The sequence below is a fragment of the Haloarchaeobius ordinarius genome (assembly GCF_051801355.1).
Lineage (GTDB): Archaea > Halobacteriota > Halobacteria > Halobacteriales > Natrialbaceae > Haloarchaeobius.
In genome coordinates this window covers 3,338,799-3,363,722 of sequence record NZ_CP196560.1, presented here as the reverse complement: position 1 = coordinate 3,363,722, position 24,924 = coordinate 3,338,799, and the positions used below count along the sequence as shown (strand labels likewise).

The 24,924-nt window shown below is 67.1% G+C and carries 28 protein-coding genes; 17 read left to right on the top strand and 11 right to left on the bottom strand.

The window, feature by feature from the left end; all coding sequences use genetic code 11:
* Nucleotides 1–27 precede the first annotated feature (27 nt).
* Nucleotides 28–729 carry a hypothetical protein gene (locus ACSC1R_RS17485; RefSeq protein WP_439027004.1) on the bottom strand — a complete coding sequence of 234 codons (702 nt, stop codon included), beginning with the start codon at nt 727–729 and terminating at the stop codon, nt 28–30.
* Nucleotides 730–919: 190 nt separating this feature from the next.
* Between ACSC1R_RS17485 and ACSC1R_RS17480 the strand changes: the two genes are divergently transcribed.
* Both ACSC1R_RS17480 and ACSC1R_RS17475 read left to right on the top strand, forming a co-directional pair.
* Complete coding sequence (locus tag ACSC1R_RS17480; RefSeq protein ID WP_439027003.1) at nt 920–1,507, top strand: thymidine kinase; 588 nt, start codon at nt 920–922, stop codon at nt 1,505–1,507.
* A complete protein-coding gene (locus ACSC1R_RS17475; protein ID WP_439027002.1) occupies nt 1,508–2,110 on the top strand; it encodes a YIP1 family protein in 603 nt (200 codons plus the stop codon).
* A 36-nt stretch (nt 2,111–2,146) separates the two neighbouring features.
* On the opposite strand, the gene ACSC1R_RS17470 is transcribed toward ACSC1R_RS17475, so the two are convergent.
* Nucleotides 2,147–3,187 (bottom strand): DNA-methyltransferase, encoded by a 1,041-nt coding sequence (locus ACSC1R_RS17470; protein ID WP_439027001.1) that lies wholly within the window; start codon nt 3,185–3,187, stop codon nt 2,147–2,149.
* 137 nt (nt 3,188–3,324) lie between these two features.
* On the opposite strand from ACSC1R_RS17470, the gene ACSC1R_RS17465 reads away from it, so the two are divergent.
* On the top strand, nt 3,325–3,633 hold the full coding sequence (locus ACSC1R_RS17465) for a twin-arginine translocase TatA/TatE family subunit (protein WP_439027000.1): 309 nt from the start codon (nt 3,325–3,327) through the stop codon (nt 3,631–3,633).
* An 86-nt stretch (nt 3,634–3,719) separates the two neighbouring features.
* On the top strand, nt 3,720–4,307 hold the full coding sequence (locus ACSC1R_RS17460; protein ID WP_439026999.1) for a response regulator transcription factor: 588 nt from the start codon (nt 3,720–3,722) through the stop codon (nt 4,305–4,307).
* 19 nt (nt 4,308–4,326) lie between these two features.
* Here ACSC1R_RS17460 and ACSC1R_RS17455 read toward each other — a convergent pair whose 3' ends face one another.
* The 4 genes from ACSC1R_RS17455 to ACSC1R_RS17440 form a co-directional block, all read right to left on the bottom strand.
* The gene (locus tag ACSC1R_RS17455) at nt 4,327–4,698 is read right to left on the bottom strand and encodes a DUF7344 domain-containing protein (protein ID WP_439026998.1); all 372 of its coding nucleotides are present in this window, start codon (nt 4,696–4,698) and stop codon (nt 4,327–4,329) included.
* 128 nt (nt 4,699–4,826) lie between these two features.
* The gene (locus ACSC1R_RS17450; RefSeq protein ID WP_439026997.1) at nt 4,827–6,023 is read right to left on the bottom strand and encodes a M20 family metallopeptidase; all 1,197 of its coding nucleotides are present in this window, start codon (nt 6,021–6,023) and stop codon (nt 4,827–4,829) included.
* Nucleotides 6,016–7,416 carry an APC family permease gene (locus tag ACSC1R_RS17445; RefSeq protein ID WP_439026996.1) on the bottom strand — a complete coding sequence of 467 codons (1,401 nt, stop codon included), beginning with the start codon at nt 7,414–7,416 and terminating at the stop codon, nt 6,016–6,018. Before ACSC1R_RS17445 ends, ACSC1R_RS17450 begins: the two co-directional genes overlap by 8 nt.
* Nucleotides 7,417–7,496: 80 nt before the next feature.
* A complete protein-coding gene (locus ACSC1R_RS17440) occupies nt 7,497–8,207 on the bottom strand; it encodes a helix-turn-helix domain-containing protein (protein ID WP_439026995.1) in 711 nt (236 codons plus the stop codon).
* A gap of 87 nt (nt 8,208–8,294) precedes the next feature.
* On the opposite strand from ACSC1R_RS17440, the gene ACSC1R_RS17435 reads away from it, so the two are divergent.
* The 6 genes from ACSC1R_RS17435 to ACSC1R_RS17410 all read left to right on the top strand — a co-directional run bounded on the left by ACSC1R_RS17435 (nt 8,295) and on the right by ACSC1R_RS17410 (nt 14,009).
* Nucleotides 8,295–9,332: a DUF1611 domain-containing protein gene (locus ACSC1R_RS17435; RefSeq protein ID WP_439026994.1), complete on the top strand. Its 1,038-nt coding sequence runs from the start codon at nt 8,295–8,297 to the stop codon at nt 9,330–9,332.
* Nucleotides 9,332–10,390, top strand: coding sequence for a dipeptide epimerase (locus tag ACSC1R_RS17430; RefSeq protein WP_439026993.1), 1,059 nt, complete (start codon nt 9,332–9,334; stop codon nt 10,388–10,390). Before ACSC1R_RS17435 ends, ACSC1R_RS17430 begins: the two co-directional genes overlap by 1 nt.
* Nucleotides 10,391–10,473: 83 nt before the next feature.
* Nucleotides 10,474–11,721: a hypothetical protein gene (locus tag ACSC1R_RS17425; protein WP_439026992.1), complete on the top strand. Its 1,248-nt coding sequence runs from the start codon at nt 10,474–10,476 to the stop codon at nt 11,719–11,721.
* 51 nt (nt 11,722–11,772) lie between these two features.
* Nucleotides 11,773–12,348: a redoxin domain-containing protein gene (locus tag ACSC1R_RS17420; RefSeq protein WP_439026991.1), complete on the top strand. Its 576-nt coding sequence runs from the start codon at nt 11,773–11,775 to the stop codon at nt 12,346–12,348.
* A 151-nt stretch (nt 12,349–12,499) separates the two neighbouring features.
* Entirely contained in the window at nt 12,500–12,961 is a 462-nt protein-coding gene (locus ACSC1R_RS17415; RefSeq protein WP_439026990.1) for a hypothetical protein, read from the top strand.
* A 121-nt stretch (nt 12,962–13,082) separates the two neighbouring features.
* Nucleotides 13,083–14,009 carry an ADP-ribosylglycohydrolase family protein gene (locus tag ACSC1R_RS17410; protein WP_439026989.1) on the top strand — a complete coding sequence of 309 codons (927 nt, stop codon included), beginning with the start codon at nt 13,083–13,085 and terminating at the stop codon, nt 14,007–14,009.
* A gap of 70 nt (nt 14,010–14,079) precedes the next feature.
* Here the strand turns inward: ACSC1R_RS17410 and ACSC1R_RS17405 are convergent, their stop codons facing one another.
* Nucleotides 14,080–14,397 carry a 2Fe-2S iron-sulfur cluster-binding protein gene (locus tag ACSC1R_RS17405; RefSeq protein WP_439028741.1) on the bottom strand — a complete coding sequence of 106 codons (318 nt, stop codon included), beginning with the start codon at nt 14,395–14,397 and terminating at the stop codon, nt 14,080–14,082.
* A 260-nt stretch (nt 14,398–14,657) separates the two neighbouring features.
* Between ACSC1R_RS17405 and ACSC1R_RS17400 the strand changes: the two genes are divergently transcribed.
* From ACSC1R_RS17400 to ACSC1R_RS17385, 4 genes are all read left to right on the top strand, one after another.
* Complete coding sequence (locus ACSC1R_RS17400; RefSeq protein ID WP_439026988.1) at nt 14,658–15,329, top strand: peptide-methionine (S)-S-oxide reductase MsrA; 672 nt, start codon at nt 14,658–14,660, stop codon at nt 15,327–15,329.
* Between the two features lie 70 nt (nt 15,330–15,399).
* Nucleotides 15,400–16,101 carry an SDR family NAD(P)-dependent oxidoreductase gene (locus ACSC1R_RS17395; protein WP_439026987.1) on the top strand — a complete coding sequence of 234 codons (702 nt, stop codon included), beginning with the start codon at nt 15,400–15,402 and terminating at the stop codon, nt 16,099–16,101.
* Between the two features lie 66 nt (nt 16,102–16,167).
* Complete coding sequence (locus tag ACSC1R_RS17390; RefSeq protein ID WP_439026986.1) at nt 16,168–17,043, top strand: NmrA/HSCARG family protein; 876 nt, start codon at nt 16,168–16,170, stop codon at nt 17,041–17,043.
* A 72-nt stretch (nt 17,044–17,115) separates the two neighbouring features.
* On the top strand, nt 17,116–17,688 hold the full coding sequence (locus ACSC1R_RS17385; protein ID WP_439026985.1) for a hypothetical protein: 573 nt from the start codon (nt 17,116–17,118) through the stop codon (nt 17,686–17,688).
* 31 nt (nt 17,689–17,719) lie between these two features.
* Here the strand turns inward: ACSC1R_RS17385 and ACSC1R_RS17380 are convergent, their stop codons facing one another.
* Both ACSC1R_RS17380 and ACSC1R_RS17375 read right to left on the bottom strand, forming a co-directional pair.
* Entirely contained in the window at nt 17,720–19,519 is a 1,800-nt protein-coding gene (locus ACSC1R_RS17380; RefSeq protein ID WP_439026984.1) for an acetyl-CoA carboxylase biotin carboxylase subunit, read from the bottom strand.
* Nucleotides 19,520–19,641: 122 nt separating this feature from the next.
* Nucleotides 19,642–20,322, bottom strand: a complete 681-nt coding sequence (locus ACSC1R_RS17375) for a helix-turn-helix domain-containing protein (protein ID WP_439026983.1) — start codon at nt 20,320–20,322, stop codon at nt 19,642–19,644.
* Between the two features lie 106 nt (nt 20,323–20,428).
* Between ACSC1R_RS17375 and ACSC1R_RS17370 the strand changes: the two genes are divergently transcribed.
* The gene (locus ACSC1R_RS17370; protein ID WP_439026982.1) at nt 20,429–21,805 is read left to right on the top strand and encodes a cytochrome P450; all 1,377 of its coding nucleotides are present in this window, start codon (nt 20,429–20,431) and stop codon (nt 21,803–21,805) included.
* A gap of 4 nt (nt 21,806–21,809) precedes the next feature.
* Here ACSC1R_RS17370 and ACSC1R_RS17365 read toward each other — a convergent pair whose 3' ends face one another.
* On the bottom strand, nt 21,810–22,484 hold the full coding sequence (locus tag ACSC1R_RS17365) for a helix-turn-helix domain-containing protein (protein WP_439026981.1): 675 nt from the start codon (nt 22,482–22,484) through the stop codon (nt 21,810–21,812).
* An 83-nt stretch (nt 22,485–22,567) separates the two neighbouring features.
* On the opposite strand from ACSC1R_RS17365, the gene ACSC1R_RS17360 reads away from it, so the two are divergent.
* Together ACSC1R_RS17360 and ACSC1R_RS17355 are read left to right on the top strand one after the other, a co-directional pair.
* Complete coding sequence (locus ACSC1R_RS17360) at nt 22,568–23,953, top strand: cytochrome P450 (RefSeq protein ID WP_439026980.1); 1,386 nt, start codon at nt 22,568–22,570, stop codon at nt 23,951–23,953.
* 79 nt (nt 23,954–24,032) lie between these two features.
* On the top strand, nt 24,033–24,638 hold the full coding sequence (locus ACSC1R_RS17355) for a methyltransferase family protein (protein ID WP_439026979.1): 606 nt from the start codon (nt 24,033–24,035) through the stop codon (nt 24,636–24,638).
* A 28-nt stretch (nt 24,639–24,666) separates the two neighbouring features.
* Here ACSC1R_RS17355 and ACSC1R_RS17350 read toward each other — a convergent pair whose 3' ends face one another.
* Nucleotides 24,667–24,924 (bottom strand): acc operon protein, encoded by a 258-nt coding sequence (locus tag ACSC1R_RS17350; protein ID WP_439026978.1) that lies wholly within the window; start codon nt 24,922–24,924, stop codon nt 24,667–24,669.

Here is a 24,924-nt window from a genome sequence, read left to right as displayed (position 1 = left end):
GAAGTCGGTTCGTCTCGACTGCCGACTTCAGGCCGATTCGAGCTGTTCGAGGACGGCCTGGCGGACGGTCTTTCTCTCGTGCAGTCCGCGGAGGACGAACCGCAGGCCGAGACTGTTCGCGAACAACAGGAACACGGCCAGGATGGCCAGCCCGACGAGGTGGAGATGGTCGAGAACCATCTGTGGCAGATACGCCTGTACCAGGACGGTCAGGTACGCGTGCACCAGCACCGGTATCTTCGCCAGCACGAGTCCGGGTTCGAGGATGAGGACGAGCAGGGCCGTCGCACCGACGGCAAGGACGAGACTGACGCCCACGGCCCCGGGTGCGACGAGTCGCGAGAAGACCCCCTCACCCCGGAGGACGTTGGACTCGGCGGTGTGCTGGAAGACGAGTACCAGCCCGAGGACCAGCCCGGCAGCGGCGATGCCACGGAAGCCGCCAAGCGTCTGTGCGGTGTAGAGCCAGCCGAACCAGACGAGGGCTTCGGTGAGCGAGAGCAGTGCCAGTCTGTGGACCGGGATTCGCAGTCGCAAGCCGTTGACCGTCAGGTCGGTGACGAACTTGCCGAGGAACAACCCGACGACGAGCACGGCACCGGCGAGGACGACGAGGTCGGGGACGGTCGCCGGGAGTCGCTCGACGACCAGTGGCTCACCGAGGACGAGCGCCAGCCAGAGACCGAGTGCGAGTACTTCGATGACCGTGAAGGTGAACAGTCCTCCCAATATTCTGAGTGTTCGGAGTATCCCCATATCGCTGATGAGTAGGCCATGTGAGGTGGTAATCCTTCGGAATATGTAAGTACCTAACGAGGAAGAAACCGGCCATCGCTGTCGCCGTTTCGACCGCCGCCCGGGCGAGCCCCGTTCCAGGAATCAGCAACCCTTTTGCGCCCCCGAATCGGGCACATTATCTATGCACGCCATCACGAACAGCGGGTGGGTGGAGGTCATCACGGGGAGCATGTTCTCCGGGAAGACGGAGGAGATGCTCCGTCGCCTCCGACGCGCCGAAATCGCGGGACAGGAGGTCGCCGTGTTCACACCGGCGCTCGACGAACGCTACGGCAGGGACAGCGTGGGCTCACACGAGGGCCGCTCCTGGGAGGCCATCGCCATCGAGTCCGAGGGCGACGCCGTCTGGGACCTGCTGGACCACCTCAACGGCGAGCAGGTCGTCGCCATCGACGAGGCGAACTTCTTCGGGGCCACGCTGGTCGACGTCTGCGAGCACCTGGCGGACGACGGGCGGCGAGTCGTCGTCTCGGGGCTCGACCAGACGTACCGTGGCGAACCGTTCGAGCCGGTGCCACAGTTGATGGCGATGGCGGAGTACGTCGAGAAGTTCCAGGCCATCTGTGCGGAGTGCGGCGAACCCGCCACGCGGAACCAGCGCCTCGTCGACGGTGAACCGGCACACGAGAAGGACCCGACCATCCTCGTCGGCGCAGAGGAGTCCTACGAGGCGCGCTGTCGGAACTGTCACGTCCTCAGGAGCGACTAGATGACCCAGTGGACCGAGAACCCCGAAGGCGGGCGAGACCGTGGCCCCGTCGCCCTCGCGCGAGCGTGGGTCGAGATACTCGTGCGGCCGATGCGATTCTTCGAGACGGGCGTCGCTCCCGGTGACCAGGGGCCCGGACTCGTGTTCGCCATGGTCGTCGTCATGCTCGAAGAGGCAATCAGGTTCTCCCTCGTCACGGACGCCTATCCCGTCGTGGCCGGGAGTCGGGTGCTGTCGGCTGCCCTCTGGCTGACCGTCGCCGTGTTACTGGTGACGCCCGCCGCCTTGCACCTCGTCGCGGCGCTCCAGACGGTCATCCTGATGGCGCTCTCGAGGGAACGCGCGGGCGTCAGCGAGACGGTCCAGATACTCGGCTACGCCAGCGCACCCTGCGTGTTCGCGGGGATTCCGGACCCGCGGCTACGGGCGATACTGGGCATCTGGGCGGGGACGCTGCTCGTCCTCGGGCTGATGATCGTCCACGACCTGCACTGGAATCGCGCCGCGCTCGCCGGGGCGATTCCGGCCAGCCTCGCGTTCGGTCTCGGCTTCCGTGCGTTCGACGCAATCGGCGTGTTGCTGCGACAGTGGTACATCATCTGAGGCGTCGGGGCCCCGGTTCCAGACGCAGTCCCCGGCTCACCGGGGGTCGTAGGCGATGCGGTAGCCGGTCGCCGTCTCGTCGACCGTCGTGACCTCGTAGAAGCGTATCTCCTTCTCCTGTTTCGTCACGACCGGGAAGTCGTAGTGTTCGGCCTCGTAGGCCGGGTCGTCGCCGGCTGCACGGCGTTCGGCGACGAACTCGCGGTGGGAGTCGAGCCGGCGGTCGACGACGGCCGTCGAGCGTTCGGGCAGGTCGGCGAGTCGGTCGTCGAACGACTCGGCGACGCCGGGGTCGAGTTCGTACCCGACGGAGTCCCGGCCCGCGAGCATCGCCGCGAGCGTGGTCGTCCCCGTGCCCCAGAACGGGTCGAGCACGGTGTCGCCGTAGATGGAGTACATGTTCACGAGCCGGTAGGGAATGGCCAGCGGGTAGGCCGCCGACCGGTTCCGTATCGCGTCGTCGACGTGGCGTGTCTGGACTGTCCCGGCGATGTCGGTCCAGACGTCGGAGAACCACTCGTTGCGCTCCTCCCAGAAGTACGCGCTCTCGTAGCGACGCTCGCTTCCCGGTTCGAACTGGCGGGTCCCTTCCCCCTTGCGGAAGACGAGGATGTACTCGTGTTCGAGGGTGACGTAGGCGTTGGTCGGGAGCATCCCCGACCCCATGAACTTGCTCGCCTTGTTCGTCGGTTTTCGCCAGAGCACGTCGGGGAGCGGGTGGAACCCCCGGTCGGTCACGTGTTCGACGATGCGGGCGTGGTTCGGGAACTGCGAGAAGTGGCCGTCGATGCTCCGGGTCGCGTCGCCCACGTTGATGCAGACGATGCCACCGGGACGGACGACCCGGTCGAGTTCGTCCCAGACGTGGGCCAGTTCCGCGTGCATCAGGTCGAACGCCCGGCCACCGTCACCGGACGCAAGGGCGTCGCCGATGGCCGGGTTCAACGTCGTGAACGCGTCGTCCCACATCTCTATCATCGGGTAGGGTGGCGACGTGACCACGAGGTCGACCGACGCGTCGTCGACCGCGGTCATGTCGCGGGCGTCGCCGACGGCGCAGACGTGTTGGCTCTCCATCGGGTGGTTCACCTCGCCGTACCACCGTCTGCGACGTAAAGGTGTGCATCCGGGAGCGTCTGGGGCATCGTCTCGCTTACCACCGGGTACCGACCATCACGTAAGCGAAAAAGCAGGAAAGCTATCACTTACCCAATATGCTTATCTTCTCTGCCGGCGTATGTGAGGGTGATAGGATTATGACAATACCGCTGTTTATCGGGGGGATCGGTGGCCCCGAACTTATCGTCGTATTCCTGCTCGTGATTCTCCTCTTCGGGGCGGACAAACTTCCGAAGCTGGCGCGTGCGAGCGGTGAAGCGATGGGTGAGTTCCAGAAGGGCCGCGAAGAGATCGAGCAAGAGCTCGAAGAGAGTAGAGCGAAGGCCATGGGCGCGGACGAGGACGTCGAGACCGAGGACGTCGAGAAGGAAACCGAGACCGACTCTGACGCGTCCCCGGCCTGAACGGACTGATAACTTTTATCGAGGGACTCCAGCGGTGATAACCGCACAAAGGTATAACAGGTCACAGACCCACCTACTGGTATCACATGCCATCGGACGACAGCGAGCGCCCGACCGTCCTCATCGTCGACGACGAGGAGAAGCTCGCGAACATGTACACCCTGTGGCTCCGCGCCGACTACGACGTCGAGACGGTGTACGACGGTGAGCCGGTCCTGCCGATGCTGGACGACGTCGACGTGATGTTGCTCGACCGTCGCATGCCCGGCTACTCAGGCGACGACGTCCTCGAACGAATTCGTCGTCGAGAGACCGACACGAGCATCATCGTCATCACCGCGGTCGACCCGGACTTCGATATCCTGGAGATGCCGTTCGACGACTACCTCTGCAAACCGGTCCAGCACGAGGACCTCGTCACCGCCATCGAGCAACAGCTCACGGCACGAGCCCACAGTGGCGACCTCCAGACGTTCATTCGACTCGCGACGAAACAGCGACTGCTAGAGTTCGAACACGGTCCTCACATCCTGGAGACGAACACGGAATACACCGACCTGCGGCAGCGAGTGGACGAACTCGAAGACCGGCTCCGACGAAGTCTCCCCGCGTTCGACGACATCCTCGAGACCTACAAGAACATCAACCGCGGTCCCGGCCGGACCCACCGCTGAGTCCGCCGTCACCGACGAGCTACGACCAGTGCGGGTCGTCCGTCTGCACGACCCGGTCGCTCAGTGGGGAGAACAGCGGCAGCTCACGGGCGTACTCGTCCAGTCTGACCGTCTCGTCGTCGGGTTCCCACTCGACCAGGTCGGCTTTCGCCAGCGCCGGGAGGTGCACCCAGCGCAGTTCGGTGTCGGTGTCGTGGAGCCCCCACATCCGTGACTCGAACTGCCCGGCGTGCTTGGCGACGTGTTCCGCCAGTTCGTCGATAGTGACCGGCCCCCCAGCCTGGTCGAGATACGAGAGCACCCGGCGACGAGCTGGCGAGTCGAGCGCCTGCTCGACCGCTGTCCACTCCTCGGCGAGTCCCCCAGTGTTCTGCCCGTCAAGAGAAGGCATACGCCAATTTTCTCGTGCTATCTGTATTCGCGGCGTGCTTTGTATGTACGGGTGGACAAGTGTGGTGTGGTAACTCTCCACTCGACTGGGGAAAACCGGGAGCAAGCGAGGTGGTCTGTCCGTCAACCTCAGCCGAGCAGGTCCGTGCTCGCCGCCACGAGCATGTCGGCGACCTCGACGACCTCGTCCGTGTAGACGAATTCGCCGGCGCTGTGGATGTTCTCACCGTCCGGGCCGACGATGACGGTCGGGAGGTCGGCGCGGTCACCGAGGTAGTTGAAGTCGCCGACGCTGGCGAAGTAGCCGAGTTCGGGGTCGATTCCGGTCACGTCTCGCGAGGCCTGCTGGAGCGCACCGACGAGCGGGTGGTCTTCGTCGGTGACGTACGGGCCGTATTTGATACCCGGATCGGGTGCTTCGCGGAAGTTCACCTCGACCTCGCTCTCGATGTCGAGCGCCGCGATTGCCTCCTCGGCGTCGGCGCGGACGTCTTCTTCGGTCTCACCGACGACGACGTGGCGGTCGACCATGAGGCGGGCACGTTCGGGCACCGAGAGCGTCTGGCTGCCGCCGTCGAGCAACAGCGGACAGACCGAGCCGTCGCCCAGTTTCGGGTGCGAGCCCACGTCCAGTTCGTTCAGTGCGTCGGCGACCTTCCCGGCATCGACGACCGCGTTCGTGCCCTTGTACGGCTGTGAGCCGTGTGCTGCCTCACCTTTCACCGTCACGTCGTAGAGGAACCGACCGCGAGCCCCGAGCAAGAGCGCCGGGTTATCGAGGTCCTCCTGTGCGAGGATGGGTCCGGGTTCGGTCACGACCGCCATGTCGACGTCGTCGGTGTAGCCGTCGCGGATGAGTCGGTCGGTACCGAGTCCGTACGGCCCCTCCTCGTCCACGACCGCTGTGAGGAGCACGTCGCCTTTCAAATCGCGCTCGGCGAGTTCGGCGAAGGCGACCATGACCGCAGCGAGGCCGCCTTTCATGTCGCAGGCACCCTGGCCGTACAGTTTCCCGTCCTCGATGCGGCCCGAGCAGGGGTCTTCCTCCCACGCCTCGACGAGCTTCACCGTGTCCATGTGGGCGTTGAGCAGGAGCGTCGGCGCGTCCGGGTCGCTCCCCTCCAGTCGGGCGACGACGTTGTCACCCTCGTACTCGGTGATGTCCGGCTCCGAGACGTGGTGGTACTCGGGGTCGAGGCCGCGTTCGTCGAGCCACTCGTAGACGAACTCGGCGCATTCGTGCTCCTCGAAGTACGGACTCGGAATCCGCACCAACTGCTGGAGCAGGTCGATGGTCTCCTCGGGGTCGACGAACGCCTCAGTCATCGGTCACCCCGCTCACGTTCGGGTCGTGCTCCTTCGAGGCCACGCCCGGCAGCGTGTCGAGGATGGCCTCGACGTCGGTGTCGCGCTGCTGGCCGAGGTACCAGTAGACGCCGAAGATGGCGACGCCGACGACCATCCACGGGACGTACACCGTGAGCGACCCCTTGTACGCCTGCGTGATGAGCGCGCCAGCGCCGAGTGCCGCCAGCAGGGCGCTGGCGTACAGGCCGAGACCGAGGTCGAACCCGGCTTCCTCGGCGAGGTCCGGTCGCTGGGTCAACACGTACAGCATCGTAATCGACACCGTACAGTACGCGATGAGGTAGCTGAACGTCGCGATGGCGAGCGCCTGGCTCAGGCCGGAGCTCCAGAACGTCAGGCCGGCGGCGACGACGTACAGCGTGAACAGCGAGAAGTGCGGCGTCCCGAAGCGGTCGCTCGTCTCGACGAACTGCTTGGGGAACACCTCGTCCCACGCCCACGAGTACGGCATCTTGATGCCGGCGGCCATCACGGCGTGGACGCTGGATGCGGTCGCGAGCAGGCCACCGAAGGCGACCACGGCCGTCCCGATGTCACCGAGGAACGCTTCGGCGGCGGTCGCCAGCGGGCGCTCGGAGTTCGCGAGGACCGTGTAGTCACCGACGACACCGTAGATGACTGCGGCGGTCCACACGTACAGCAGGATGAGGATGGCCGTCCCGCCGGCCATCGCGAGCGGGAGGTTCCGTGACGGGTTCTTCACCTCGGCACCCATCTGCCCCGCGACCGCGATGCCGATGTACGCGTAGAACAGCGGGACCGCGGCGGCGACGAAGCCGTCTGCGCCGCCGGTGAAGAACGGCTGGTAGTTCGTGGCGTCGATGCTCGCCGACCCTGGGATGACGAGCACGAGGATGGACAGCATCAACACGCCGAAGATGACGTTCTGGGAGATGCTGTAGCCCTTCGACCCGACGAGGTTCACCAGAAACAACACGGTGAGCAGGCCGAACCCGGCGAGGGTGGCGTCGACGGACGGGTAGAACACCTGCAGGTACGACCCGAAGCCGATGGCGAGGACGGCGTCGGCCGCCATGTACCCCAGCCATTTCGACCACGTCACCAGGAAGCCCGGCAGCCGACTGTCGAACGTCCGCGAGATGTAGGCGTACGAGCCGGCGGCCCCCGGGAAGATGGTGGCCATCCATGAGTAGTTCGTCGCGATGCTCATCGCGAGGATACCGGACATGACCACGACCAGGATGACGCTCGGTCCGGTCGTGCTCGATGCGGTGCCGAGGGTGACGAACAACCCGGCGCCGAGAGTACCCGCCACGACGGTGCTTATCGCCCCGAACAAGCCGATGTCACGCGAGAGACTGTTGTCGTCTCGCTGCTGTGCGGATGACATACAAACTCATGTGACAATGTTCGCCATAGGACCGGTACCTAGGATGAGAGGGGCACCCGTCATCACCGTTCCCAGTCGTTCTACTCGCCGAGCAGTTTCGCCTCGGCCTTGCGGAGGTGTTCGAGGAGGGTCGCCTTCGACACGTCGAGTTCCGCCGCGAGTTCGCCCGCGTTGACCTCTCGCGGCCAGCTGTAGTAGCCCTGGGTGCGCGCGAGTTCGTACACCTCGCGCTGGCGTTCCGAGAGGTCGTCGGTCTGGAAGATGCCGGTGCCGGAAGAGGGTGCGGTGATGAGTTCGACGCGCACGTCGGCGTCCATCTCCGCGCGGACCTCTTCGATGCGCTCGTGGACGGTCGTCCGCGTCTCGTTGACGAGGACGGTCCAGTACTCGCGGCCGTCGAACATGCGGACCGGCTCGTCCGGGATGAACCCGCGCTTGACGAGCGAATCGTTGATGCTGTTCTCGATGTCGTACTCGACGACGATGCCGCGGCTGGCGTTCCCGTCGACGAGGTCTGGATAGGAGCCGTGGGCGTCCGTCTCCCAGACCGACTCCGTCAGGTCGTTCGCGTCGATAGCCGCGACCAGTTCGTCGACGGTCTCCGTCGTCTCGCCGTAGGCCGTAAAGCGACCCGTCGCCTGTCCCTCGATGGTGTGGACGCCGTGGCCGAGCAGGCCGCCCGCTGTCGCTTCGGTCACCTGGAGCGTCCAGCACTCGGGGTGCCAGATATCGAGCGTGACGCGGACCCCGGTGCCGTCCTCCGCCGTCCCCTCCGAGCCCTGTGTACCCATGCCAATATATCATTCGCCGTGGTGCTAAAAGACTACCTTCCATGAGAGGCAGGGGTGCTTTGGCGGCTCGAGTTGGCACTCATTCGCATGGATTTACGGAGCGAATTCGACGTGCCAGCACCGGCGGTCGTCCTCGCCGAGGGTGAGTTCGGCACCCCACACGGCAAGACGGCCAACGGCGTCGTCATGCACAGCGAACTGTTCGACGCCCGGGTCGTCGTGGACTCGACGCGAGCGGGCCAGAAGGTCGGCGACGTGCTCGGCCGCGACGACGTGCCCGAGATTCCCATCGTCGGCTCCGTCGAAGACGCGCTCGAACACGCCCCCGAAGCCGCCGCCCTCGTCATCGGCGTCGCACCCGCCGGCGGCGCGCTTCCGGACGAATGGGTCGACGACATCCGGGACGCGATGCGCGCCGGGTGTGACGTGGTCTCCGGGCTGCACACGTTCCTCTCGGACGACCCCGACTGGCAGTCCCTCGCCGAGGAGTGCGGCGTCTCGCTCTACGACGTACGCAAGTCCCCGCCCGCCTCGGAGCTGCGCGTCGGTGACGGCCGCGTGGACGACGCGGACGCCGACGTGGTGCTCACGATGGGGACCGACTGCGCGGTCGGCAAGCGGACGACGACGTTCGAACTCTACCGGGCGGCACGCGAAGCCGGTCTCGACGCGGGATGGGTCGCGACCGGCCAGACCGGCGTCATGGTCGGCGCTCACCGGGGCGTCGTGGTCGACCGCGTCCCCGCGGACTTCACCTCGGGCATCGTCGAGGACATGGTCTGTGCCGTCGCCGAGGACCACGATATCGTCTTCGTCGAGGGGCAGGCCGCCCTCTCACACCGCGCCTACGCCGGCGTCACGATGGGCCTGCTCCAGGGTGCGTGGCCCGATGCCGTCGTCGTCGTCGACGAACCCGGCCGCGAACGGCGCGAGGACTTCGACCAGTTCGCCGTTCCGGCGGTCGAGGACGAAGCCGACCGCATCGAGTCGCTCTCCGACGCGACGGTCGCCGCCGTCTCCACGTGGGGCGACCCGGCGGAACTGGACTATTCGGTCCCGGCGGCGAACGTCTACCACGAGGGCGGCCCGAACAGACTTCTGGACGCGGTGCGAGAGGTGCTCTGATGCGAATCGAGCGCGTCTCGGTCGAACCACTCGACCTTCCACTCCGGGAACCGTTCGAGATCGCCCTCGGGACCCAGCACGAGGCGAAGAACGTCGCCGTCTTCGTGGAGACCGAGAACTGTGTCGTCGGCGTCGGTGACTGCAACCCCGACCCGCACGTCACCGGCGAGACCCGCGAGGCCGCACTCGCCACCGCCCGGGCGGCCGGCGACCTCGTGGAGGGCGAGTCCGTCGCGGACTACCGCGACCTCGTCTCGCGGATTCGACGGACCTTCCCGGGGATGGTCTCGGCGACGTTCGCACTCGAGACGGCCATCCTCGACGCCTACTGCCGAGAGCGCGGTATCCCGCTCTCCGAACTGCTCGGCGGCGCTCCCGGGACGGTCGAGACGGACCTGACCATCGGCATCTGCGACCCGGACGAGGCCCGGCGGCGCGCCAGCCGCGCCATCGGTGAGGGCTTTGCCGCGCTGAAGGTGAAGGTCGGGACCGAGGTGGCCAGCGACGTCGAACGCGTCACCGCCGTCGCCGACGAGGCCCCGGACGCCTCGCTGACGGTCGACGCGAACCAGGGCTGGACCCCGAAGGAGACCGCCCGGTTCGTCGACCGGCTGGACGAACGCGGCGTCGACCTGGAACTGGTCGAACAGCCCGTCCCGGCCGCCGACGTGGCCGGGCTGGTACGTACCCGCGACCGCCTCTCGGTCCCCGTGGCGGCCGACGAGAGCCTGTTCACGCCAGCGGACGCGATTCGGCTGGTCCGCGAGGAGGCCGCCGACGTGTTCACCGTGAAACTGGGCAAGTCTGGCATCCTCGGCGCGGCCGACATCGCGAGCATCGCCCGGGCCGCCAACTGCGACCTGATGGTCGGCTGTATGCTCGAGAGCGCGGTCGGTATCCGGACGAGCGCCCACGTCGTCGCGGGACTGGGCGGGTTCTCCCACGTCGATCTGGACGGGAACCAGTTGCTGGAGACGGACGTGGTCGACCGCGAACGCGGCCCCGAGATTCCGGTGTCCGGTCCGGGTCACGGCGTGGACCCAGCACAGGTCGAGTGAGGACAGGCGTTCGCAGAGACAGTCTCTTCGTCTGTCCGGAGGGTGGCGTTTCTTGACCCCTCCCCTCGTAGCCGAGCTGGAAGATGTCGGTCGGTGACCCCGCACAGTTGAGCGAACCGGTCGTGCTCTCGCACGTAAAGCGGTCGCTGTTCCCAGAGACTGACGATTCCCGCTCCTACGCCGTCGTGGACACCCAGTTCACGATGGCGTCGTGGCGCGAGGGAGAACCGGTCGACCCCGACACGCGCGAGGACCTCTCGCCGTTCAACCACGTCAGGGTCGGCTCCGGCTACCCGGATCTGGTCGGCGTCGGCCCACTGGACGACTCGCTCGTCTCCGGCCTCTCCGGGGAGACCGAGACGCCACTCGTCGCGGTCGAGGCGAAGGGCTACCGCGGCGATGGCCGCGTCGACGTGGAACGGGGTGTCGTGCAGGCACACGACCGGTTGACGGACGCCAACGTGGCCTACCTCGCCGCACCGACCGCGGCCATCACCACCGGGACCCAGATGCTCGCACGGGACCTGAACGTCGGCGTGCTTGGCGTCGGTGCCGAGGGGACCGTCACACCACTGGAGGTCCCACACGTCGTCGGGGCGCAGTCGACCAGCGCGACCACCGCCTTGCGGTTCCAGGCGACGGCCCAGGGCGTCGCTGACCAGTCGTTCGGCCTGAACCACCCGAAGAACTACCTCGCGTACCCGCTGGCGCTGCACCTGCCCGGACCGACCGACCAACTGCTCGCAAAACACGTCGTCGCGGCCACCGACGGGGCGCGACAGGGGGCCGCCTTCCTCGGCCTGCTAGACCAGCACGCGGGCACCCCGGAGTTGACCCCGCTCGGTGCCGAAGTCGTCAGGTTCGCCAAACGCGAGTACGGCGACGTCCGGACCGCGCTCGAAGGGTTCGCCGACTGGAAGCGCTCTCGCAAACGGTTCACCGAAGTCGCGCCCCGCTGGGGGCAACTCGCCCGGCAGGTCGTCTACGAGTACCCGGCGACGACGCTCCTCGTGACAGAACTCCAGCGACTCCACGACGCCGGCAACCGACGCCCGAGCCTCCGGGAACTCGTCGAGGATCTGTACGACCGCCACCCGTCGTTCGCGGTCGAACTATTCGTGAGCAGCCGCGACGAGGCCCGGAGCCGGGTGTTCCGCGACGACGGGCGTCTCGACGGGCAGGCGCTCTCTGACGGGTCGGTGTACCAGTCGGGGACGACTTTCCAGCTGAAGGCGATGCTGTATCACGCCGGCATCGTCACCGAACGTGGCGCCGAACCGGTGAACGTGGACCCCGAGACGGACGTCTGGGCGCTGGTGAATCCGCTCTGACAACTCGACGTCTCCCGGAAAGTATATTCGTACTAACTCACACTTGCACCCATGAGTGATGCGTCGGGGCTCGCAGTCGGTGAGACGGCCCCCGAGTTCGTCGCCCCGCTGGTGCGACCGGGTGGTGGAACCGAACAGGCCCGCCTGTCGTCCCTCCTCGACGACGCCCCCGTCCTGTTGTGTTTCTACACGAACGACTTCACGCCGGACTGTACCGGCGAGTGGTGTGAGTTCCGCGATTACGACTGGTTCGACGACGCCGAGGGGAACGTCCAGATCATCGGTGCGAGCAAGTCGCGACCGCTCACGCACAGGACGTTCATGCGGACGTTCGGGCTGGACTTCCCGCTCATCTCGGACCCCGAACTCGACCTCGCGGACGCGTTCGACGTGAAGTATCGGACGTTCAAACTCTTCCCGCGCTCGAAACGGTCGTGTTTCCTCATCGACCGCGACCGGAACGTCCGGTACAAGTGGGTCGGTGACCACCCGCTGGACCCGACGATGGACACGCCACCGGTCGACGAGGTGTACCGCGCGGTGAGAGACGAACTCGAAGACGCGGAGTTGACCCCACGGCCCGCGACCGAAAACGACGAGTTCGGCGACGACGACTGGCGCTTCTGAGTCCAGTGTAGCCCCCAGCCGGCGCTTGTCACCCCAGCCCCGACGACAGCCCGAGCTTTTGCCCTGCCCGGGAGTCCACCCCGAAATTGGGTGAGAATCGGGAACTGGTTAGGGAAACTATATTTACGGGGGACTTACTTGAGATGAATCAATGAGCGCACAGCCAACGGTCACGGTCGAAGTAACACCGCGACAGGACGTGGTCCTGCGGACTACGTTCTCCGGTCTCATCGCCGGCCTGTTGCTCGTCCTCGCACCGTTCGTCCTCTCCCTCACGCCCATCGCCATCGGAACCAGCCTCGAACTCACGACGGCCGTCTCGAATCCCTGGGTCTGGCACCTCATCTTCTCGGCCCTCTTCGGTGGTGTCTTCGGGGTCCTCGTCCACTCGCGCCCGCTGTGGCACTACGGGCGTGGCTTCCTCGGCCCGGTGGTCGGGCTGGTCTTCGGGGTCCTGACGTGGGCTACCGCCTTCGCCCTCATCGAACCCCTCTGGTTCGTCAGCCACGGTATCGCGTCGACGGCGATACTGCCGATGTACAGCGAACTCTCGCTCGCGACCTATGCTGTGTACGGCACCCTCGTCGGCCTGGTGTCGAACGTCGTTCCCTGATACTGTCTGTTGTACCTGTCTCCCCGTGCTCACCACAGGTAGAGTGCGGTGCAAACCAGTAAGAGACTCCAACACATCGCGTGCGGGACACACTTATCAGACCCGCTACTCGACTGGCTGTATGAGCGACAGCGACAGAGCGGCAGGGGCGCTCCTCGGTCTGGCCTGTGGCGACGCACTGGGGCGACCGGTCGAGTTCACCACCCCGGCGAGCATCGAATCGAGGTACGGTCGACTGGACGAGATGGTCGGCAACGGGACGTATAACAAGCCCGCCGGGACCGTGACCGACGACACCGACATGATGCTGTGTCTCGCCCGGAGTCTCGCCGAGCAGGGCGAGTTCGACGGTCACGACGTCGCCGAGCGATTCCTCGGCTGGTACGAGAGCGGCCCGTTCGACATCGGTATCATGACCGCACAGTCCATCCGTGCGTTCCGTGACGGTGCGGCGTGGGACGACGCCGGGCGACAGGTCTGGGAGGCCGCGGCAGAAGGATCGAACGCCGGAAACGGGAGCGTGATGCGCTGTGTCCCCCACGCGCTCGCCTTCGGGGACGACCCGGACCGACTGGTCGCGGTCAGCCGCGAGTCCTCGGCCATCACTCACGCCGACCCGCGGTGTACCTGGGGCTGTGCCCTGCTGAATCTCGTCGTGGCCGACCTGGTTCGGAACGACCCCGGGCCACTCGACGCGCTCGACTCCGCGGTCGACCGGGTTCGCGAGGACGCGCCTGCCGACCTGCTCGAGGCGGTCGAACGGGTTCCGACGATGGAGGCGGCCGAACTCCAGAACTCGGGGTTCGTCGTCACCACCCTGCAGGCCGGGTTCTTCCACGGGTTGCAGGCAGCGACGGCCGAGGACGCTATCGTCGATGCCGTGGCGATGGGCGGGGACGCCGACACCATCGGCGCGGTCACCGGCGCGGTGGCGGGTGCCCGCTTCGGCGCGAGTGCGCTCCCGGAAGACTGGGAGGGAACGGTCGACGTCGCCACCGAATGCCGCGACCTCGCGGGAGACCTGTACGCGCTCTCGGCCAGCGAGTAACCGGTCGACGCGGCTCCGCGGCCGACGAAGGCCTTTCGCCGCCGGCTCAGCGCTCAGCCCTCCCGCCGGCTCAGCCCTCCCGCCTCCCCCAGACGAGCTTCTCGCGGTCGAGTCGAATCCGCACATCCTCGGTCACCGTGAGCCGGCAGGAGAGCCGCGGGTAGCCAAAGCGCGCCGCGAGGTCGTCGTGCCAGTGCTCGCGTGGCTGGTCGTCGAGCAGCCGGACACCGCAGGTGGCACAGAGGCCGCGACCGCCGCAGTTCGCCCGTCTGGTCGCTCGCGAGTGCGGCGACAGGTCGTGTCGGAGGAGCACATCGCGGAGACGAGCGCCGACGGGGGCGACGAGCAGGTGCGTCTCCTCACCGTCGTGGACTGTGACGTAGGCGATATTTTTGCGGTCTCGGGGCGTCTCCGTACTGTTTCCGGGCACGAGCGAGATTACGTGTCGGGTCGACAAAAGGAGGCTCAAAACGGCATTTTACCTTGGGATAGGTAATTACACCACCAGTGCCTACGAGAGAGTGTGCCCCGTGAGGACCCGGCGGCTGTCGGGGTCTCGCGCCCCTCGGTCGCCTCGCCGACCCCGTCGGTTACCGCCATCCACCCACCGGCGAAAGGCACATCCCCGCTGACGTTCGACCCTCCCACGTGACACGCGACGCCCGCGGCGCTGCTGCCCTCCCACCCACTGCCCTCCCACTCGACGCCGCCGCCCCCAGCGAGGTCGCGACAGCCACGTTCGGTCTCGGCTGTTTCTGGGGCCCGGACGCCCGCCTCGGTGTCCGTCCCGGCGTCGTCAGGACCCGCGTCGGCTACGCCGGCGGGTCCACTCCGACCCCTACCTATCGAACCCTCGGCGACCACACCGAAGTCGTCCAGGTCGACTACGACCCGACTCGCACCAGCTATCGCGACCTGCTGGAGTGGTTCTTCCGCGCGCACAACCCCCGCGAGCGTGCCCCGATACGGCAGTACGAGAACCTCGTCTGCTGGCACGACGAGGACCAGCGCGAGGCGGTCGAGAACGCCATCGCGGAACAGGAAGCCCGCGACGGGCACGTGAACACTCGCGCCGAACCCCTCGGCTCGTTCACCGTCGCCGAAGACTACCACCAGAAGTACCGGCTGCGCGGGGCGAGCGAGCTGTTCGATTCGCTCGCGGCCACCTACGACGACACAGCCATCCGTGAGTCGACGGTCGCCGCCCGGCTCAACGGGCTGGTCGCCGGGCACGGCTCTGCGGCGCTGCTGGACGAGGAGGGTGCCACGTACGGGATTCCCGACGAGCTGCTTTCGCGGCTGCGGGCACGATTCGACTGACACCCCAGTTGGCGCTGACTGACACCCCAGTTGCCTCTCGGTTCATACGGGAGCGTCCCGTCTCTAGGGTATGGACGTTCCACTTCACGAGACGCTCGACGGACAGGTCGCTCTCGTCACCGGGGCGAACCGGGGACTGGGCGCGCGAATCGCGGCCGACCTCGACGCGCTCGGCGCGGTCGTGTACGCCGGCGTCCGCGACCCCGGCTACGACGCCCCCGGCGACCTGCGACCCCTCGAACTCGACGTGACCGACGGGGAGACGATGCGTGCCGCCGTCTCCTGCATCGAGGTCGAGGCCGACCGCCTCGACGTGCTCGTGAACAACGCAGGTATCGCCGACGCTCCGGGGTCCACGCTGCTCGACGAATCTGTCGACGACCTCGATTCGGTCATCGATACCAACCTCCGCGGCCCGATGGTCCTCACCAAGTTCGCGCTCCCCTTGCTCCTGCGGAACCCCGGGAGCCGCGTCGTCAACGTCTCCAGCGGGATGGGCGCGCTCGGCGAGGAGATGGCTGGCGGGGCACCCGCGTACCGGGTCTCGAAGACCGGCCTGAACGGCCTGACTGCGTACCTCCACGGGGAGTACCGCGACGACGGCCTCATCGCAAACTCGGTCTGCCCCGGCTGGGTTCGGACCGATATGGGCGGAGAGAGCGCGCCCCGGAGCGTCGAGGACGGTGCCGCCACACCAGTCTGGCTGGCCCGGTTCGCACCCGACGCCCCCGGCGGTCGGTTCTGGCGGGATAGGGAAGTCATCGACTGGTAGGCTAACGTCGCGTTAGCCGGGCCACACGGGCGATTAGCCATGCTCTTCGCTACCGTACGACACGTTATGACGAAACGAATCCTCGTCGTCGGTGCGACCGGCCGACAGGGCGGTGCCGTGGTCGACGCGCTCCTCTCCGGCGTGTACGGCGACTTCACCGTCTTCGCGATGACCCGCGAGGTAAAGAGCGACCGTGCCGTCGAGTTACGCAGGCTCGGTGCACGCATCGTCCCCGGCGACCTCGACAGACCCGGGTCGTACCGTCCGTACTTCGAGAAGGTAGACGGGGCTTTCCTCGTCACCGACAGCGCCGAAGCGGACTACGACCGCGAGGTCGAACGGGGACTGGCGTTCGTCGACGAAGCAGCGAACGCAGGCCTCGGCCAGCTCGTGTTCTCCTCGGCGCTGGGTGCGGACTTCTACGCCGGTATCGACGTCCTCGACGCCAAACTCGCCATCGAACGCCGCATCCGCGACCGTGGTGTTCCGACGACGGTCATCCGCCCAGGCGTGTTCGTCCAGAACTTCGAGGCCCAGCGCGACAGCATCCGCGAGGGCAAGCTCGCCTGGCCCGTCTCGCCGAACACGCCACTGCCCCTGGTCGACGTGCACGACGTCGGCGTCGTGGCCGCGATGGCGTTCGCCCACCCCGAGCGGTTCGTCGGCGAAGAGATAGACCTCGCGGGCGACCTGTTGACCCTGCCCGAGATAGCCGAAGCCTACAGCGCGGTCATCCGCCGCGAGGTCGAACCGGTCCACCTCTCTACGGCGGCCGGACGCGAGCGCTTCGGCGAGACCATCGCCGAACTGTACGCGTGGATAGACGGCATGGGCGGCCTGAAGTTCGATTCGACCCACCTCGACGAACTGGGAATTCACCCGCGCTCGCTCCGTGAGGCGCTCGACGCGGGTGACTGGCAGCCGACGCCGGCACTGCCCTGACGAGCGTCTTCCAGACCAACTCGCCCCGGTTTCCCCACGAGACATTTACCGTATCGTCCGGAACCGCCGGATATGCACCGACGCACCCTCCTGTCGACCGTCGGGTCGGCACTGTCCCTCTCGACTGCTGGCTGTCTCTCCTCGTTCGGGAGCGATTCGACTGGCCGTAGCGACCCGAACGCGACCGCCGACGGCACCACTCCCGACGACGCGACCCACACCGACACGCCCACGACCGGCACGCCCGGCGAACCGACGTGCGAGACCGAGTACACGGCTCCCGAGATAGCCGACGCTCCGGCGTTCCCCGCACACCTCACCGAGGACGAGATTGCGGCGTACCTCGAAGCCGTCGAGCGAACCATCGTCTTGCCGCCGGAGAGCCAGATATCGGAGGGCTACGTGAGCATCGGCACCATCACGGTCGAATCCGTCGACCAGGGATACATCGCGACGGTGCCCGTCACCGGCGGGTACTACAACGAGGCGGGCGAGGGGACCGCGACGGTTCACGCGGACCTCGGCACTCACACCGCGACGTACCTGGTCACCGGGCAGGTGCTCAAGCGCGCGAAGGCGGGAGGAACCGCAACGGCGGTCGACCCGCGCGAGTCCGGTACCCTGCTGCGGTGTCGACCGAACTAGCGGCAAAAAAACAGCGAGCGGTCGGCCGTGCTTACTCCAGGACGACCAGCACGTCGCCCATGTCGACGCTCTGGCCCTCGCTGATGGCAATCTGGGTGACCGTCCCACCGCGCGAGGCGACGATGTCGTTCTCCATCTTCATGGCCTCGAGCACGCAGAGCACGTCGCCCGAGGCGACCTCGTCCCCTTCGTCGACCTCGACGGAGAGGATGGTCCCCTGCATCTCGGCCTCGACGACCTCGCCGTCACCTTCGACTTCGACGCTGCTCCCGCCGGAGTCACCGCCGCCGCCGGTACCGGAATCGGACGGCTTTCGACCGGACGCGCTCTTCTGGCCACCGATGGGCATCGCGCCGCGCTCTTCGAGGTTGACCTCGAAGCGCTTGCCGTTGACCTCGACGGTGAACTCGCGCTCGACGACGTCCTCGTCCTCGCCACTGGTGTCGCCGTCTGCTCCCCACTGCTCCTGGGCCTCGACGATGCGCTCTTTGTCGAGTTCTTCGTCGAGATAGTTCGTCGTGTGCGTCCCGGCGACGAAGCGCTCGTCGGTGAGCATCAGCCGGTGGAACGGCACGATGGTGGTGACACCCTCTATCTCGTACTCGCGCAGGGCACGAAGCGAGCGCTCGATACACTCGTCGCGGTCCTCACCCCAGACGACGAGCTTTGCGATCATCGAGTCGTAGTCGGTGACGATCTTGTCTCCCTGGCGGAGCGCGTCGTCCATGCGGACGCCCGGGCCGCCCGGCGGGTCGTAGACGTTGAGCTTGCCGCCCGGTGCGGGCGAGAAGTCGTTCGCGGCGTTCTCCGCGTTGATGCGGAACTCCATCGCGTGGCCGTCGATGTCCACGTCGTCCTGCGAGAAGGTGAGTTCCTCACCCGCGGCGACTCTGAGCTGCCACTTCACGATGTCGATGCCCGTTATCTCCTCGGTGACGGTGTGTTCGACCTGGATGCGGGTGTTGACCTCGAGGAAGTAGAACTCGCCGTCCTCGACGAGGAACTCGACGGTCCCCGCGTTGACGTAGTCAGACTCCTTGACACCGCGGCGGGCGGCCTCGCCGATTTGCTCGCGCAGGTCGTCGGAGAGTGCCGGCGACGGTCCCTCCTCGATGACCTTCTGGTGGCGGCGCTGGAGCGAGCAGTCGCGCTCTCCCAGGTGGCGGACGTTGCCGTGCTGGTCGGCGACGATCTGGACCTCGATGTGGCGCGGGGCTTCGAGGTACCGCTCGAGGTACACCGAGTCGTTGTCGAAGTACGCCTCACCCTCGCGCTTCGCGGAGGTGAGCTGGTCTTCGGCCTCGTCGGGGCTCTGGACGACCTTCATCCCGCGGCCGCCACCGCCACCCTCCGCCTTGATAGCGATGGGGTAGCCGTGTTCCTCACCGAACTGCTTGACCTCTTCGGGGGACTCGACGGGGTCGGTCGTCCCGGGGACGATGGGCACGTCGGCGGACTGCATGACCTTGCGGGCCTTGGTCTTCTCGCCCAGTTGCTCCATCGACTCCGAGCTCGGGCCGATCCACGTGATGCCGTCCTCGGCTTCGACCTTGCTCGCGAACACCGCGTTCTCCGCGAGGAAGCCGTAGCCGGGGTGGATGGCATCGGCGTCGGCCTTGCGCGCGGCCTCGATGACTGCCTCGTGGTCGAGGTACGAGTCGGCCGCGCGGGCGGGGCCGACGTTGTACGCTTCGTCGGCGTATCGGACGTGACCGCCGTTCTTGTCGGCCTCACTGTAGATGGCGACCGTCGAGACGTTGAGTTCTTCGCAGGCGCGCATGACTCGCACCGCGATCTCACCTCGGTTCGCGACGAGAACCTTCCTGAACATTCTTGGGCGAACCCACTCACACAGGCCACCTTACTTTGTCGGTTCGCAAGACCTGCCGGAACCGGCCACTGGTCTGTGAAAAAACAGGTTCGTCGCCCTCGTTTGACGCGCTCTCGCCGCCGCTAATCCGGTCGCTGGGGGCGACAGCCGTCCACGAGTCGGCGCATGACGGCCGCTTCTGCCTTCCGGAGGTGGTTCGACGCCGTCGAGGGTGCACAGTCGAGGGCGTCGGCGACCGCTTCCAGCGAGCCGGTCCGGGGGACCTCGTAGTAGCCGAGGTCGACCGCGACCGCGACGGCCTCGCGCTGTCTGGCGGTCATGGACCCGGCGAGGCGGGGATGCCGCGAGTCGAACTCGCCGATCTCGTTGACGGTGACGTCTATCTCGTCGGGGAGGCCGTCGAGCATGGTCTGAAGGTCCTCGGACGACCCGATGACCGTCATCCGCATCGCAGCGTCGGTGTCGTAGAGGATGGGCGGGAACACCAGGAGGTTCAACGCGACGAACGCCTCGCGCCACTCCATGTCGATGTCACGTATCTCCTGACAGGCGTAGATGTAGAACGACTCGTCGTCGACCGGCGTGAGGTCGTACCAGTGGATGGAGTCGACGGCGTCGATGGCGGGCTCGTAGCGTTCCCTGTCGGCCTCGACGTAGAACAGTTCGTACTCGATGCCCTGTTCGGGCTGGACGTTCCAGGTCAGCAGTTCCTCGTACCGGACGACGTCCTCGTGCCGGATGAACGACTGCATCGGGTGGAGCATCCAGTCGGGTTGTCGGATGCGGACGTCGAGGTAGCGCATACGTCGTACTGTCGGTGGAACGACGAAAACGGTACCGGAGACGTAAAAGGACGCTAGCTCCTTCGACAGAACCGGCTTGCCAGCGTCCGGCGTCTCTCCACCTGTGATGGCGCACACCAGTCCACAGGAGAGGCAGGACGACGCCGACAGCGCTGCCAGCGACGAGTTCCCGCCGGGTCCGGACGGTCTCCCGGTCCTCGGGAACACCCTCCAGCTGGCGTCGGACCCCGCGGCGTTCTTCGACGTGCTCGAACCCTTCGGCGACGTCGTCTCGTACCGCGCCGGCGGGATGCAGTTTTGCACCCTCCTTCACCCCGACTACATCGAGCAGGTCCTCGTGACGGAGGCCGACAGGGTCGGCAAGTGGGGCCTGACCGACTTCGGCGTGGACTTCGCGGCCGAGGGCATCCTGTTCACCGAGGGCGAGCAGTGGAGACGCCAGCGCACCATGGCACAGCCGGCGTTCCAGCTCGACCGCATCCGCGGTTACGGCGAGAGCATGACGGCTTTCGCCGCGGAGCTGGCCGCTGGCTGGGACGACGGCGAGGTCGTCGCGGCGACCGACACCTTCTCCGACCTGACGCTTCGCATCCTCTCGAAGTCGCTGTTCGACCTGGACCTCGACGAGAGCGACCGGGGGGCGGTCGTCACCCGCGCCGCGGCCGAGTTCAACCGGTGGGCCGAGCCCTCGCTCTCGACGTTCGTCCTGCCGAACTGGGTCCCGACGCCCCAGCGCCGCCGGCTCGACCGGTCGATGCGGGCGTTCGAGCGACTGGTCGAGGACCTCATCGCGGAGCGAACCGCCGCCGACGCCGACCACGACGACCTGCTCGCGATGCTCCTCTCGGCCCGCGGTGAGGACGGGCGTATCTCCGATACGGAGCTTCGCGATACGATGATGACCTTCCTCTTCGCCGGCCACGAGACCACGTCGCTCGCGCTCACCTACACCTGCTACCTGCTCGCAGAGCACCCGGACGTGGCCGACCGGCTCCGGGCCGAGGTGGACGAGGTGGTCGGCGACGACCCCGTGGACGTGCTCGACCTCCCCGCCCTCTCGTTCCTCGACCGGGTCGTCACCGAGTCGTTGCGGCTCTACCCGCCGGCGTACATCCTCTTCCGGGAGGTCCGCGAGGACGTAGACATCGGTGGATACCGCATCCCCGAGGGGACGAAGCTCAGCCTCCCCGTGTTCCGCATTCACCGGGACCCGCGGTGGTACGACGACCCCGACAGCTTCCACCCTGACCGCTGGACCGACGAGTTCGAGGACTCTCTGCCTGAGTACGCGTACTTCCCGTTCGGGGGCGGTCCGCGCCACTGCATCGGGATGCGTTTCGCCCGGATGGAACTGAAGCTGGTGCTCACGACGCTGGTACAGCACTGCCGGTTCGAGTACCTCGGCGAGGAACCGCCACAGCCGACGATGGGGGCGACCTACCAGCCCGAGGGCGAGGTCGAGTTGCGGGTCGAAAAGCGCTGAGGGCCTACTCAGAGGTTGCTCCCCGTCCGAGTGTCGCCTCGACCATCGCACGCTCCGCCTTCCGCAGTAAGGTCGAGGCCGCGCTCTCCGAACAGTCCAGTGCCTCGGCGACCTCCGCCAGCGTCCCCTCGCGGGGCACCGAATAGTACCCCAGCCGGTACGCCGCCTCCATCGCCTGGAACTGCCGGGTGGTGAGCCGCCCCGCCAGCGAGCCCGGACGGTGCTGGTGCTCCCCCACGCGCTCGACCTCGAACTCGATACCCTCGGGGAAGTCCGCGACCACCTCGCGGAGTTCCCCGGGGTCGCCGAGGACGGTCAACTGCACGTCCCCGTACGGGGTGAAGACGATGGGCGGGACGAGGACGATGTCGTGGCCCTCCAGTGCGGCGGTCCATGCTCGGGTGTCCGGTCCCGCCTCCATCTCGGCGTAGGCGTAGAACGTCTCGTCGTCGACCGGTGTCACGTCGACCGAGTTGACCATCGGTAACGACTCCAGCCCAGCCAGACAGGTCTCGAGGTCGCCGACGACCAGCGAGAGGAAGTGGTCGACGCCGCGCTCCTCGTCGGTGTGCCACGCCAGCACCTCCTCGCGGACGAAGTCCTCGCCGAGTTCGAGGTCGCCGGGCACCGGCAGCCTGAGTTCGGGCGGCAGGTGGACCGTGACGTCGAGCGATTGCACGGGTAGACGGGCGGCCGTCGCTTATAAAAAGGTTACACAGTTCACGGCAAGGACGAGGCTCGTCTCGCCCCTCCATTCACACGATGGCAGAGCAACACTCGCTGCAGGAGGCCTCGTCCCCCGGGACCGCTCGCTCGCCGCCACACCCCGATGGCCTGCCGGTGTTCGACCACACGCTCGGGTTCCTCCGCGACGGCATCGACTTCGGGACCGCCATGGCGCGACACGGCGACGTGGTCGCGTTCGACGCTATCGGCGTCCCGTTCGTCGCGGTGTACGACCCTGCCCTCGTCCAGCAGGTGCTGGTCGACCGCAACGACGAATTCCGCAAGGGCGACTACGAGACGGCGTTCGGCGACCTGCTGGCACCCTCCGGCCTGGCGTTTACCGAGGGCGAGCAGTGGCGCCGCGACCGACAGCTCCTCCAGCCAGCGTTCACCCCGCGGCACATCCAGTCGTTCGCGGACACGATGGTCGCCCGGACCGCCGACGCCGCGGACGAGTGGGCAGCCGAGGGAACGGTCGACCTCCGACAGGCCGCCTCCGACCTCACCCTCGACATCCTCGTCGGGACGCTGTTCGACCTCGACCTCGACGCCGACCGCGGGCAGGTCGTCCGGGACGCGATGGCCGCCGTCTCGGACCGCATCAGTGGCGTCTCGATGATGGTCCCGGGTTGGGTCCCCACCCCGGCGAAGCGCCGGTTCCGGCGCTGCATAGCCGACCTCGACGAGATGGTCGCCGCGCTGATTCGCGAACGACGCGCCGCCACGGGCGAGGAAGACGGGTGCGACGACCTCCTCGACACCCTGCTGGCCGCCGAGTACCCCGATGGGTCGACGATGGACGCCGACCAGGTCCGCGACCAGCTCGTCACGTTCCTCGGGGCCGGCCACGAGACCACCGCGGTCGCGCTCACCTACACCCTCTGGTTGCTTGCCGGCGATTCGGCTGTGCGAGACCGACTCGACGCGGAACTCGATGCGGTCTGTGGCGACGGCGACCCGACCTTCGGTGACCTCCCGGCCCTCGAGTACGCCGAGGCGGTCGTGCAAGAGGCGCTCCGCCTGTACCCACCGGTGTACGCCATCTACCGCCAGCCAGTCGAGGACACGATGCTCGGTGGCTACGAGATAGCCGCGGACCGGACTCTCATCCTCGGCACCTACCAGATTCACCGCGACGAGCGGTGGTGGAACGAGCCGGAGGCGTTCCGGCCGGACCGCTGGCTCGGGGGGGACAGCGATGCTACTGGCGCCGCCGACCGCCCAGAGTACGCGTACTTCCCGTTCGGGGGCGGCCCGCGCCACTGCATCGGGATGCGCTTCGCCCGGATGGAGCTGACTCTCGCACTTGCGACGCTCGCTCGCCGCCTCGAGTTCGAGCGGGGCACCGAGGAGCTAGAGCCGTCGGCGTCGGTGACGCTCGACCCCGGGCCGGTCGAACTTCGGGTCACGATGCGGGAGTGATACCGAACCGGCCGGCTCGTTTAAACGGCCTAGCCAGTGCGACGGTAGACCCACTGACGCCCGACGCCCTCTTTCGGACATGGAAGACACGCTGCGCTGGCTCCTCTTCGCCCTCGGACTCCTCGCCAGCCTCGGGAACCTCACCGGCTTTCTCACCAGTCTGCTGACCGACCACCGCTACTGGCCGCCCGGCGAACGGGACTGGCGGTACTACCTCCACTGGACGCTCTCGAACGCCCTCAACGTCGCCTTCGTCGGGCTCGCGTACCTCGACTGGAACACGCTCGGACTCCCCCGCCCTGCCAGCCTCTACGCCGGGGTTGCACTGTTCGTCCCGTTCTACCTGGCGGCGCTCGCGGCGGGTTTCGACCTCGGAAGCGAGGAGACGATGGGACTCTCCGGCGACCTCAGGACGGGCGGCTGGTACCGCTACTCCCGCAACCCGCAGTACGTCTGCTATCTGGTCGCGACCGTCGGGTTCGTGTTGCTCGTGAACTCGGTTCTGGTGACGACCCTCGCCATCATCTTCGCCTCGTGGTGGGTCATGCTTCCGTTCGTCGAGGAGCCCTGGCTCCGTGAGGAGTACGGCGAGGCGTACGAGCGATACTCGAAACGGGTCCCCCGGTTCGTCGGTGTCGGGACGGTCCGGGCGCTCGTCGGTGGTGACGACGGGCAGACGGCCTGAGCCGTCCCCGAGAAGAAGCCGCTCGCGGTCAGAACCGGTCCGCGCGTCCGCTCGCCGCCCAGGCGTTCGTGGGTGCGCCGTCTGGGACGCGCCCACTGTGGCCGCGGATGGCGCGGAGGCGACCGGCGAACGCCCACTTCTTGCCCTGCCACGTGTCCTCGGACTCCTCCTGTGCCTTCTGTTCCTGGTCGCGGAGGTGGGCACCGATGACGGCCGCGATAGCCGCGGCTTCCTCCGCGTCGGCGTCGGCCGGGATGTCGAGGCGCTCCATGAGGTCCTGACTCAT